The sequence below is a fragment of the Anaerotruncus sp. 80 genome, from assembly GCF_009936115.1.
GTDB lineage: Bacteria > Bacillota > Clostridia > Peptostreptococcales > Anaerovoracaceae > Senimuribacter > Senimuribacter intestinalis.
Genome location: NZ_QWES01000016.1, coordinates 41,743 through 54,352, shown reverse-complemented (window position 1 = coordinate 54,352; position 12,610 = coordinate 41,743). Strand labels below are relative to the sequence as shown.

The following is a 12,610-nucleotide window of genomic DNA, read 5'->3' as shown; positions in this document are numbered from 1 at the left end:
TTTAGCTTATTGAGGTAGATGTTTGAAAAAGAATCAATTTACAGTTTTACGCGGCGGCTTGCTTGACAGTGCCGCTACCAGCAGAAAAGAATTTGTATCAGCTTATATAACAAACACCCGATTGATGGGCGTACTGGGCATGTATATGCATTTTAAACTCCCGGATAATCTCGTCCAGCGAGATTTACATCAATTCTTTTACTTTGACGCCGAAGAATACGGCTTTGAAACCTATCACAGCGTTCTGGGCGAAAACAGAACACGCATCTTTGAAATTGAAAATTCCCTGATTGGCGGTCTTGGCGGCAAAAAAATCCCGCTAACAGAAAAGCAGGCACAGTATCTGCTGCAGGAATATGCCGAATTTAACCGTGCTCACAATATCCCTTTGCCGGAGGGACTTTCCGAATATGAATTTCTTCTTAGCGAAAAGGCTACTCTTTCAGAGCCCGAGCTTTACATTTTGATGCAAAAACAGTGTGTCAGACCCGAAAATGCTTACGAATCAATCAACTATTTTCTCATGCGTATTTTTGGCAGAGATTTCAAAGCCGCTGCATTTCTCTCTGATAGAGACATTTTGCTGGATGTTTTTCCAGAATATGACGCAGGAACCTTCTGCAAAAATACGATCGAGCCCACAGACGCACCGAACACTTTTCTGTGTCAGTCCCTGGTTGAATTTCGCAATTCCTATTATATCGTACTGACGGAAATCACATTGTCTGGTCTGACTGTTTGCAGCTTTGAAAGAAACAGCATCATGAAAATTTCTCCGATTGAAGCCGCTATGCTGCTATCTCGTTCGGAGTTTGTTACCGTCTATGAAATGCTAGAGGAGCCAGATTCCTTCTCCTCAGAAACGACTCCAAAAGCCATGACTGCAATGGTAACACCTCACGACACCGGAAAACTTTACATGATTTTTCATTCTGATAATAAACATGTCGCACGAAAGGAATATCGTCTCAATGAAGATGTCCTGGGCATGTATTTCGTTTCCGATGCGGGGCAGGTAATTGCTGCTGCTTATACGCTTGAAGATATCTATCTCTTGGAAAAAGACCTCGCAGGCTCTGCCATTTCCAAAAGTCTGATTCCAACTCAGCGTTACGAATTTCAGGAGCCAGTTCTTTATGAATTTATCCAAAGTACTATGGATCGTTTTGAAACTTTTGTAGATATTATTCAGAACAATCCTGGTGATGAAATCTAATCCCAAATTTACACTCAAAAAGAACACAAGTTGTCGTTTTATGTCAACCTGTGTTCTTTTTTAACGAAGATTTTTCAACAAGGGAGAATTCCTTGAATTTAGACATTTCAGCGACTTATCCACAAGGATAAGTCGGATTGTATACATTTTTTCGCACATTACGATATGGATAACTTTACAAAGCATAAACGTTCATTTTTCAATACTACTTCGTATATTACAAATTTGTCAATAGGAAGTTATCCACATTTTTTGTATAAATTATCCTCATGGATTTGTTCGACTGTCTACAATCTTTGTTCGCCCATTTTTTGGCAAAGATAAATTATAATATTCTGCCACTGCACTGATTATTCCTTCTGCAATCTTTTGCTGATATGTCGGATTTTTCAGATTTCCAAGGTCCTCCGGGTTAGATAAAAAACCGCATTCCACTAAAATCATCGGATGATCTGCATTTCGAAACAGATACATCCCGCTCTTAGGAAGTACAATTCTGTCAGCACCATCTCCCAGCTGCTCTTTTAGACTCTCCTGTATCTTCTCTGCAATTTCCTTGCTATCCTCCATAAGCGACGTTTCCACTTCTTTCGGATAAAACACCTGTGCCCCATGAACACTGCTATCCGATGGAAAACTATTGAGATGTATGCTGATAGTCAAGGTCGGTGATGCCGCCTCTATTACCTCTTTTCGCGCTTTTAAATCTCCAACCTTTGTCCATTTTTCTGTCCCTTCAGCAATAAGACCGTCCTCTGTTGCTCTGGTTAAAATAATCTGCATACCATAATTCTCCGCCTCTTCCTGCAAAGCCTTTACAATATCTAAATTTATCTTCTGCTCTTTTGTTCCGTCACCGCCTATCGCGCCGCCGTCCATACCTCCATGGCCAGCATCCAGCACCAGAATCACCTGTGGTTCCATCTTCCCTGCCGTTTCGACCACCTTACTGTAGCTCGGACTGAAACACACAAATGCAAGCAGCAAAAGAACCATCACTCCTTTTTTTACTCTCAAATTCTCTCTCCTTCCTTCTTTTTTCAATATATGAAGTAAAAACTAAAATCATGTAGATGTTTTAAGACCAAAGCTGTGTTATACTGAAAGGAAGAAAAGGAGCACAAAATGGATACAAGAAGACTATTTAAAGAAGATGTATACTTAAAAACTGCCAAGGCGGTAATCACCGATATACAAAGGGAGGAAGAAAATCTCGTGCTGATTCTCGATCAGACGATTTTCTTTCCCGAAGGCGGCGGTCAGAGCAGTGATATCGGCACCATTTCTGACCTTACTGTAACACACGTGTATGAAGATAAAGACTACATCTATCACCGCTGTGTCGAAAAAGAAAGCGAATTGTCGATAGGCGATGAAGTAGATATTGCAATCGAGTGGAAGCATAGATTCGATAATATGCAAAGACACTGTGGGGAACACATCTTATCCGGCAAATTCTATGAACTCTTCGGCGGCGTCAACCGTGGATTTCACATGGGTGAAGATTATATGACCATCGACATCAGTCTGGAAGAAAATCCAGCATATAATAAAATCACTTGGGAAATGGCAAAGGAGGCAGAGCTTGCTACCAACGAAGCAATCTGGGCAAATCTTCCGGTCATTACCCGCCACTATGACAACAGACAAGAAGCCGAACACCTTCCGCTGCGCAAAGCCCTTGCCTTTGACGAAGATATTTCCATCGTTTGCGTGGGAAGTATAGAAAACCCTGCCGACTGTGTCGCCTGCTGCGGCACCCACCCTGCTACTTCCGGTCAGGTCGGCATAGTAAAACTCTACAAGGTAGAGCCGAATAAAGGCATGTTCCGCATTTACTTTGAAGCCGGCAAGCGTGCCTTTCTCCACTATCAGGACCGTTACGATATCCTTACGAATCTGGAACATAAACTTTCCGCAGGTACAGACGACCTGCTGGACAAATATAACGCTCAGAACGCAAAAAACAAGGGTATCCGGGATGAACTTTATCATTTGAAGAAATGGGTCGTTGCACGAGAAATAGAAGATATAAAAGCGCAGATTTCCCCGGCTTTTGTCAGATATTACGATAAATTGTCTATTGACGATATACTGGAGATTGGACGCAGTCTCTCCGGCTGCATCCCCACCATCGCTTTTCTTGTCCATCAGCCGACGAACACCATTCTCCTGTTCTCCGATCAGCACGACTGCGGTAAACTGGTAAAAGAAAATGCCCCTATCTACGGCGGCAAAGGCGGCGGCAACCAAAGTTCTGCCAGAGCCATCTTCCCTAAAGCCGAATATGTAGATACTTTTATCGACCTAATAGAAAAACACCTGCGCTAACAGGTGTTTTTTCTATGTAATTTAAATTTACTTCTGTCTCTGTCCACCTAGGTTCATAATGGCGATGGACGCTAGCACCAGAACAATTCCGGCAAGCTTCCACAAGCTAAAATCTTCCTGTAAAATAACAAATCCGATGATTGCAGCAACTACTGTCTCTACCGATGCGATGACTGGTACCTTTGAGGTTTCCAGATTCATGGAAAGCCCTTTCATATAGATAAAGTATGCCACCACCGCTGTAATCAGTCCATATGCAAAAGCGCCCGCCATAAAGCCAGCAGAACACAAATCTCCTATCTCCAGCCATGGCTTTGCAATCACCGCCATAGTAAGAGATGCAAAGAGAAAACTGTAAAAAGTCACCGTCGTTGTATCATAGTCCTTCGCAATGGTTCCGAAGATTGTCATCAACGAGTACAAAAAACCGGCCGCAATACCGATTAGAACGCCATATCCTAGAAAATCAACTGTATCAAAATTACCGCCGGTTACCGTCAGTGCACAGCCTGCAATATTTACAGCAAGTCCTGCAATCTTATTTGCACCTATCTTCTCTTTAAAAATGATTCTGCTCATAATGCAGACAAAAATCGGTGATGTATAAAGCAGTACGGCAGCAGTTGCAGCACCAATACTGCCGATTGCCTCGGTATAGGCGTAGTTAAACATCGCCTGACATACAACACCTAGAACTGCACAGAGCAGCAGCCCTTTTCCATCGATGCGAAATAGCTTCGTTCCGCCAAGAAAAAGCATTACCGGTATAATCCAAAGGGCAGCCGATGCCATACGAAAAAATACGATCGTTGCTCCCGATGCACCGTAACTTCCAAGCAAGTTAATGAAAAGTCCCATGGTTCCCCAAAGGCAGCCGGAAACGAATACATAGATATATCCTTTGTTTGAATGATTTTTCATAACTTTCCCCGTAACAAAGAGGAGATCCGCATGCGGGTCTCCTCCGTAATTCTCAATCAGATTTTTCGTCCTGTTTGAAGATTATTCTTCTTCCATCGGTTTCATTTCTGGATCGAAGTGAAGTTTGCAGCCAGTTGCTGCCTGAATATCTTCTCTGCTGTAATCCGGATGTAATTCTGTTACCCAGATGCCATCTTCTCTGACTTCCATTACGCCCATTTCAGTAATGATTTTGCTGACGCACTTTTCAGCGGTCAAAGGTAATGTGCACTTTTCTAAGATTTTGTGATTACCCTTCTGGGTGTGCAGCATTACGATGATAACCTCAGGGCAGCCTGCACAAAGGTCCATAGCACCGCCCATACCAGCAACCTTCTTGCCTGGAACAATCCAGTTTGCCAGGTCGCCGTTTTCAGCAACTTCCATAGCACCAAGGACTGTAGCTTTTACGTGTCCGCCTCTTACAAGACCGAAAGATTCTGCAGTATCAAAGAACTTTGCTCTTGGCAGTGCAGTTACATATACACCACCAGAGTTGATGATATCAACATCTGTATTGGTTTCGTCTGCAACAGCATCAATACCTGCAAATCCATTTTCGGAGTGGCAGGTTACTGCAATGTCATCTGGAATATAGTCTGCTACCATGGTAGGAAGGCCGATTCCCAGGTTAATAAAGTCGCCGTCTTTAAATTCTTTTGCGCATCTCTTCGCAATTCTCTGTTTTAAATCTGCCATCTCTTTTCTCCTTCCACAATAGCATCTACGAGAACGCCTGCAACTGCAAAGTAGTCAGGGTCAATCTCGTTAATTTCAACAATCTTTTCCGGTGCAATGATGGTGTGCTCTGCAGCACCAGCCATTACATAGTTAAAGTTTTTCGTTGTCTTGGAACAATAGTAGTTACCAAATTTATCAGCTACAGTAGGTCTGATGAACGCATAGTCAGCGCGCAGCGGCATTTCGAATAAGTACTTCTTGCCTTCCAGTTCTACAACTTTCTTTTCTCTTCCTAATTCGTCCAGCTCTTCCTGCACCGGTGTACCAACACCAGTCGGAGTCAGAACACCACCAAGACCGTAAGCTGCTGCTCTGATCTTTTCTGCTAAAGTACCCTGTGGAACCAGTGTGCACTTCAGTGTGCCTGCTACCATGCCATCGCCAATCAGCGGGTTCATACCTACGTGGGAAGCGATGATGTGGTCAACCATACCAGCTTCGAGCAGTTTACCGATACCTCTTGCAGTCTTAGCGCCGTAAGTTCCTACTGGCAGACCGCCGTCGTTACCGATTACTGTCAAATGCTTAACGCCTTTTCTTACAAGTGCGTCCATGATAACTTCCGGGGAACCTGTGCCCAGGAAACCGCCGACCATAATGGTCATGCCGTCTTTAACGCCTGCAACTGCTTCATCAGCAGTCATAATTTTGTTAATCATTTTACAATCACCTTTCTATATCATATTAGTTTAAACAATAACAACCCCACCCTTCCACGAAGCAAAGCTTCGGGCGGGTGCCCGGGAACCTTGTTGTCCTAAGGCAATAAGTGTTCATGAGAAAATCATACACCAAACGGATACATCTTGCAAGAGGATTCTTGTCCAAAATCTGTACCCTCCGCATGTGATAATGGGCGCTGAACTTAAAGTTCAGGCGCCCGCAACTCATGTCATATTATCATATGAGATTAGCGATCAGCGATATTTTTCTTATCCTGCCAGCCTCTCTTTTCTACTTCCTGCATGATGTAGGACATAACGTGTTCTGCATACTTTCCAGGACCAAAACCTGCGTCGTAGCCCAGTTCCTGTGCTAATTCGTGGGAAATTCTAGGACCGCCGCAAGTCAGGATAATTTTGTCACGCAGACCTTCTGCTTCCATCAGTTCAACCATTTTGGTCAGCTGCTGGATGTGAATATCCTTCTGTGTTACTGTCTGGGATACCAGAATTGCATCAGCGTTCAGTTCTTTTGCTTTTGCAATTAACTGTTCACAAGGAACCTGGGAACCCATGTTATGCGGATCTACATTCTTAAATCTTTCCAGACCGAAGTGACCGTGGAAGCCCTTCATCTGAATGATTGCGTCGATACCTACAGTATGCGCGTCAGATTCGATGGATGCACCTACAACGGTGATATCTCTGCCTATGTGTTCGCCAATCCATTCGCCGCATTCAACACGATCCATTACAGTACCTTCAACCTTAGGAACATTGATAGCTGTAAAGTCGATAGTTGGCTGTGCGGAGCCGTAAACGTTAAAGAATGTATATCCTGTTGTCAGTTCGCAGTAGTAAGCTACGTTTGGCTCAGCCAAACCTAATTTCTTGGCATACTGCTTTGCGCATTCTTCAGCTTCTTCACCGTAAGGTACAGGAAGAGTGAAGGCTAACTGAACTTTACCGTCGTTAAGTGCATCGCCGTAAGGCTTAACACAAGTTAAATCTACACTGCTTGTTGCTTTGCATTCTGTTGTCATGACCTTGCACCTCCTTATTATTCATGATCCATAAACAATTCAATAAACGGATTGAAGTAGTTTTCACCTTTAGTGGAAACACCTTCCAGACCGTGACCACCGTCAAACGGACGTTTCACGCCACCGAAGATACCCTTTTCGATTGTGGAGAAGAGACCTTCTTTTTCAACTTCAGCAAGAAGAGCGTCTGCTTTGCCCAGAACTTCCTGTGCTCTCTTCTGAATGATACCGTCCTTCTTGAACTCAACTTCTTCACCGATGTGTCTGCAGTTGTTGAAAATGTAACGAGCATTTTCAATGGACAGATATCTATCCTGCATCAGCGGTGTATGAATTGCTTCTGTCAGCATACCAGTCAGCAGCAGGGACTGATTCGTCCAAACTGTTACTAAGTTGAACAGCGCATCCTGCAGATGACCTCTAAAGATGTTACCTGTCATGAACTTTGTAGGAGGCATGTATTTTAATCTTGCCTTAGGGAAGATTTCTCTTGCCATCTGTGCCTGAGACAGTTCAAGCAGGAAGCCGTCTTCAGTAGCAGGATCCATTTCAAATGCGTGACCCAGACCCATCTGTTCTTCAGGAATGTTAGCAAGTACTGCAAACTGTTCGTTGATGAACTGAGAAGCAGTTACAGTGTGAGCTGCTTCGATTGCGTCGTCTGTTGTCAGGTAGTTGTCTTCACCGGAGTTAAAGATGATACCGCAGTAACCGATGATAACACGGCTCATGAACTGGTCAACCAGTGTTCTCTGCATGTTGATATCTCTGAACAGGATACCGTAGATAGCGTCATTTAACATTACGTCTAATCTTTCCAGTGCGCCCATTGCAGCGATTTCAGGCATACACATACCGGAGGAGTAGTTACACAGTCTGATGTATCTGCCAACTTCTTCACCAACTTCGTCCAGTGCTTTTCTCATGATTCTAAAGTTTTCCTGCGTAGCGTAAGTACCACCAAAGCCTTCAGTTGTTGCGCCATAAGGTACATAGTCAAGCAGGGACTGTGCAGTAGTTCTGATTACAGCGATGATGTCTGCACCCTGTCTGGCAGCAGCCTGTGCCTGAATCACGTCTTCGTAAATGTTACCAGTAGCAACGATTACGTAGATGTAAGGCTCTGATCCTTCACCGATAGTGTCTAAGTACTCCTGACGCTTTGCTTTCTGCATGTCAATTCTTTCGAAAGTAGCTTTGATTGCAGGCTTTAATGCTTCAGCAGCTTCTGCCTGGGAGCAGGTCGGAAGTTTTGTGATATCCAGTTTGCCTGCAGCCATTTCTTCTGCGATTTCCTGCGGTGTCTTGCCAGTCTGTACGATTGCATTACCAATCCAATAAGCGACACCTGTCGGCAGCGCACCCGCATCCTTCAGCTGGTCTACTACCACGTTTGGAAGCGGTGTGTCAACATCGTCTACACCGTCAACTCCCAAAAGTCTCAGAATTGTTCTCTCTGTGCTGACTGTAGTGTGTCTGTCAATGAAGTCCTGCATGTCATGTGCAATGTTTGCCGCATGCTGACGAGCACTGTCAACTACTTTTGGGTCAAGGTTTAATTTGCTTTTCATCCTTTTCTCTCTCCTTATTTTATATATTTTTGTGCTCCATCAATAATTTCCTTATTGATGCCTAACATTTTCGCGATATTAAGCGCGTCTTTTGGTATTTGCCCTTGTTTTTCTACCGTATATAAACGATAGTCCATATACTTAGAAATTATATTAATCCGCTCTTTCCTATTCGCATATTTTAACTCGCTGTCGAGTTTGCGGAAGTCAACATCTGCCAGGCCTCGCACCTGCATATTCTTAACCCCGTTTTCCTCGGTCACCGCCTCAAAATGCGTAGTCATGAGGGTAATATACGGTTTGTCTTTGAGGTAATCCACAAGGCTTCTGGTCAGCGCCAGACCCTCAATCGGATTGGTTCCGCTGGCAATCTCATCGATGAGAAGCAGCGAACGATTCTCACTGTGATCTAAAATTTCTTTGAGTTCTTCCATCTCGCTTCCGAAACTGGAAAGGCCTCTCTCGACCGACTGGCTGTCTCCAATTAGAATCTGCATATAGTTAGAAAGACCCACCTTTGCCTTTTGACAAGGAACAAAGAATCCATACTGCGCCAAAATCGGCACCAGTCCGGAAAGCTTCAGTGAAATGGTCTTACCTCCCATATTGGCACCTGTAATACAGGTAACTCCGTCAGTCAAGGAAATGCTTACCGGACAGTAAGTTTTCCCCTTGGACTTCAGCACGTCTTCAACTTTGGATTGTCTGCCTTCTACGATTTCAACGATATGCGCCTCAACGATTTCCGGCTTTACGCAGTCGTGCTTGATGGCATAAAGGGCTTTGCCCAATGCCACATCGAGAAGTCCAATTCGTTTACAGTTACGCAGAAGCACATCTGCAAACTCTGCTATTTTTAGGGAAAGACGCTGCCTTACAACGGTTTCTTCTTCCTCAATTTCGGTAACCAGATTTTCCATCTGCTCTGTCAGCGCATAAATCTTTTCATCAGGTTTTAATTCAAAGGTTACGGTCATGTAATCTTCATCCACCTGCTGCAAATCCGGCACGGCTTTATACTTTTCCAGCTCTCCGCCGGTCTTCGATACTGCACAGTCAAACTTCGGTGTTAAAATGATACCGTATTCTCTCTGAATCTCCGCTTTTTTCGCCTTCTGCGTCTTTCTGATGGAAACCTCTATGCTGTGCTTTTCCTTTCGCAGCTGCGCCAGCTTTTCAGAAAAGTCATCATAGATATAAAAAGTATTAATTCTGTCTTTGCTTGGATCCAGCTCGTCCAAAAGGGCTTCCGTCGGTTCCAGCGTAAACTCTACCGGAACTTTCGTGGTCGTTTCCCCACAAATCTTTTCAATTTTTCTCATCATCAGAAGCAGAGTCTTTACTTCGTAGAGTTCTACGACGGAAAGTGCATTTCTACTGCTTCGCTCGATGGTATATGTAGTATCTTTAATTTCCATGAAGGCTTCTGAAAGCAGCTCTACGCAGCGCTGATTTTCCTTCGCAAAGGCAATCATGTCCTCGATCTTATCAAGTTCTGCGCGAAGCTCCTCTTCTTCACCCGGAAAAAAAGGTTTGGTTTCTTTTAATATATTTTTACCAAAAGGGGTATTTAAGTCAATCTGCTGCATGACATAGTCAAGACCAGTTTCTGCTTTAGTCTTGACATTGGCAAGCCGCCTGTTTGAACCGTGTTTCATAAATCCTCCTTCTGTTTATATTCTAACGTCAATGACCGGAATATCCGGAAGCGCTTCCTGCATAGCATCTCGCAGAGCTTTGTGGTCGAAAGAGTAGCCGCTAGGCGCAATCGGGTTGACCGTTACCGCCGCAACTTTGATGTTCTTCATGACACTGACCTTGAACTTCTTCTTGCGAAGCTTGCCCCAGTCCATCTGATTGATGAAAATCTTAGTCGGGTCTTTGAGAACAAAGTGGACTCTTTTTAGCTTACTTGGGTTGATGTCTGCAATTACGCTGTTTGTAAATGCGCCCGGAATGTATACATATTCCGTTTCATCATCAATTGCTTCATCGATAAAGCGGCTGGATCCAAGACCCGTTGCAAGGTCTAAGGCTTCTATATTATCACCTTTGATAAGCAAAATCTTGTCCAGATTCATATGCTCTGCAATGAGCGCTCTTGCCTTGCATTCTTCCAATTCAGGAAGGCTGTAAAGCCCGATGATGTGCGCTGTATCCTCGATTACTTTCTTCATGCTGCGGGACAAAACTGCGCCAGTGGACAAGATAATTGCGTCTGATGTCTCCGGCGAAGCGATAGACTTTCGGTCGATAGCTCCGTCGATGAGAATCAGTTCACAGCCCATTTCAAACATCTCTTCACACATTTTCTTCGTGTGAGCAGTCGCCACAGGTCCTGCTATCTGCACATAGCCGCTATCAGCGACTCTGCAGAGGAGCAAATCTCCGATAGAAGTTCTGTAATCTGATTTTTTTACGATTTCAAGTCCTGCTTCCGCCAAATCATAAAGCTGTGTCGGAACGGACACGATGGTATCTTCGTAGAGATATACCTTTGGTTTTTCGGTTCCCGTTACTAAGTCCTGTGTTTCCCCGTCTCTGCCGGTAGAAGTAATGCCCAGAGTAATACCCTCATCATCAGCTTCTTCAATGAGATAATTGAGCGCTGTAGTCTTTCCTGCATTCTTCGCCATGCCAACGATGGAAAGCGTTTTATATTTTTGTGACAAATCGTAAAGTAAACCCATTTCTTATCCCTGTTTGTTCTAAAATTTCTGTATTCCTCGTTATAAAGGTATAGGGAGACCCAAGCCTCCCTATACGCATACACCAATTAGTGTTTGTTTCTTTCGTGTCTTGCCAGGTTGGAAGGTTCCATAGATTTAATCTGTAATCCTTCTCCTAATGCAGATACACCCTGATACTTATAAGTCTTCTTACCAGTGCAGTAGTCGCAAGTGCACTTCAGATCCGGCAGACGAGGCTGAGTGTAAGTAGTGATAACGCCTTCGTAGTTTCTGAGAATTACCTTATCAGGTGTCTCGGAAATAATGTACTGAGGCATTACCGGAGTCTTACCACCACCACCAGGAGCGTCAACTACGAATGTAGGAACTGCATAACCGGAAGTGTGTCCTCTCAGACCTTCGATGATTTCGATACCCTTCGCAACGGATGTTCTGAAGTGTTCGATACCAACAGACAGGTCGCAAATGTAGATGTAGTAAGGTCTTACTCTATTCTTAACCAGCTTGTGTACTAATTCTCTCATGATGTGCTTACAGTCGTTAACACCTCTGAGCAGTACGGACTGGTTACCAAGAGGAATACCTGCGTCAGCAAGCTTACGACATGCTTCTGCTGCATCTTCAGTGATTTCCTGTGGGTGGTTGAAGTGAGTGTTCAGCCAGATTGGGTGATACTTCTTCAGCATGTTAACCAGGTTATCAGTAATTCTCATTGGCATTACAACCGGAGTTCTGGAACCAAGTCTTACGATTTCCACGTGGTCAATCTTTCTCAGTTCGCTGATGATGTATTCTAATGTATCATCTTCTACGCACAGAGCGTCACCACCGGAAAGCAGAACGTCTCTAACAACCGGTGTCTTTCTGATGTATTCGATACATGCATCGATATCTTCTCTGGATCTAGCACCGTCAGTTTCACCTGCAAGTCTTCTTCTAGTGCAGTGTCTGCAGTACATGGAGCACTGGTCAGTGATGAGGAACAGTACTCTGTCCGGATATCTGTGAGTCAGACCAGGAGCCGGGGAGTCAGCGTCCTCGTGAAGAGGGTCAGCATCGTCAGCTTCAGATCTGTGCATTTCAGCCAGTGTAGGAACTGCCTGCATTCTAACTGGATCTCTCGGATCATCTGGATCCATCAGGGAAGCATAGTAAGGAGTGATACCTACTCTGAATCCACCGATAACTTTCTGGATTTCTTCTCTTTCCTGGTCAGTCAGGTTTAATACCTGTTCGATATCTTCCAGAGTAGAAAGTCTGTGAGATACCTGCCAGTGCCAGTCATTCCACTGTTCATCGGTAACATCCTTAAACAGAGGAATGTCTTTCCAATTTCTGATTGCCATAATAATAAATCTCCTTAAATTCGTGATTTAAATTTGTATGATTATAAATT

At 44.1% G+C, this 12,610-nt stretch carries 11 protein-coding genes; 2 read left to right on the top strand and 9 right to left on the bottom strand.

Annotation, left to right across the window (positions count from 1 at the left end; all coding sequences use genetic code 11):
* Positions 1–22 precede the first annotated feature (22 nt).
* Positions 23–1,216, top strand: a complete 1,194-nt coding sequence (locus D1155_RS09445; protein WP_160202150.1) for a hypothetical protein — start codon at positions 23–25, stop codon at positions 1,214–1,216.
* Between the two features lie 267 nt (positions 1,217–1,483).
* Here the strand turns inward: D1155_RS09445 and D1155_RS09440 are convergent, their stop codons facing one another.
* Positions 1,484–2,233, bottom strand: a complete 750-nt coding sequence (locus D1155_RS09440; protein WP_160202149.1) for an N-acetylmuramoyl-L-alanine amidase — start codon at positions 2,231–2,233, stop codon at positions 1,484–1,486.
* A 108-nt stretch (positions 2,234–2,341) separates the two neighbouring features.
* Here D1155_RS09440 and D1155_RS09435 point away from each other — a divergent pair, with 108 nt between their 5' ends.
* Entirely contained in the window at positions 2,342–3,547 is a 1,206-nt protein-coding gene (locus D1155_RS09435; RefSeq protein WP_160202148.1) for an alanine--tRNA ligase-related protein, read from the top strand.
* Between the two features lie 27 nt (positions 3,548–3,574).
* On the opposite strand, the gene D1155_RS09430 is transcribed toward D1155_RS09435, so the two are convergent.
* From D1155_RS09430 to ablA, 8 genes are all read right to left on the bottom strand, one after another.
* The gene (locus D1155_RS09430) at positions 3,575–4,468 is read right to left on the bottom strand and encodes a DMT family transporter (RefSeq protein WP_160202147.1); all 894 of its coding nucleotides are present in this window, start codon (positions 4,466–4,468) and stop codon (positions 3,575–3,577) included.
* 81 nt (positions 4,469–4,549) lie between these two features.
* Positions 4,550–5,206, bottom strand: coding sequence for a 3-oxoacid CoA-transferase subunit B (locus D1155_RS09425; RefSeq protein WP_160202146.1), 657 nt, complete (start codon positions 5,204–5,206; stop codon positions 4,550–4,552).
* Positions 5,194–5,907, bottom strand: a complete 714-nt coding sequence (locus tag D1155_RS09420) for a CoA transferase subunit A (RefSeq protein WP_160202145.1) — start codon at positions 5,905–5,907, stop codon at positions 5,194–5,196. Before D1155_RS09420 ends, D1155_RS09425 begins: the two co-directional genes overlap by 13 nt.
* A gap of 251 nt (positions 5,908–6,158) precedes the next feature.
* A complete protein-coding gene (locus D1155_RS09415; protein ID WP_160202144.1) occupies positions 6,159–6,953 on the bottom strand; it encodes an OAM dimerization domain-containing protein in 795 nt (264 codons plus the stop codon).
* Positions 6,954–6,970: 17 nt separating this feature from the next.
* Positions 6,971–8,524 (bottom strand): lysine 5,6-aminomutase subunit alpha, encoded by a 1,554-nt coding sequence (locus D1155_RS09410; protein WP_160202143.1) that lies wholly within the window; start codon positions 8,522–8,524, stop codon positions 6,971–6,973.
* A 14-nt stretch (positions 8,525–8,538) separates the two neighbouring features.
* Complete coding sequence (locus D1155_RS09405) at positions 8,539–10,182, bottom strand: DNA mismatch repair protein MutS (RefSeq protein ID WP_160202142.1); 1,644 nt, start codon at positions 10,180–10,182, stop codon at positions 8,539–8,541.
* A gap of 15 nt (positions 10,183–10,197) precedes the next feature.
* Complete coding sequence (locus tag D1155_RS09400; protein WP_160202141.1) at positions 10,198–11,214, bottom strand: hypothetical protein; 1,017 nt, start codon at positions 11,212–11,214, stop codon at positions 10,198–10,200.
* An 86-nt stretch (positions 11,215–11,300) separates the two neighbouring features.
* On the bottom strand, positions 11,301–12,560 hold the full coding sequence (ablA, locus tag D1155_RS09395; RefSeq protein ID WP_160202140.1) for a lysine 2,3-aminomutase: 1,260 nt from the start codon (positions 12,558–12,560) through the stop codon (positions 11,301–11,303).
* Positions 12,561–12,610: the final 50 nt, after the last annotated feature.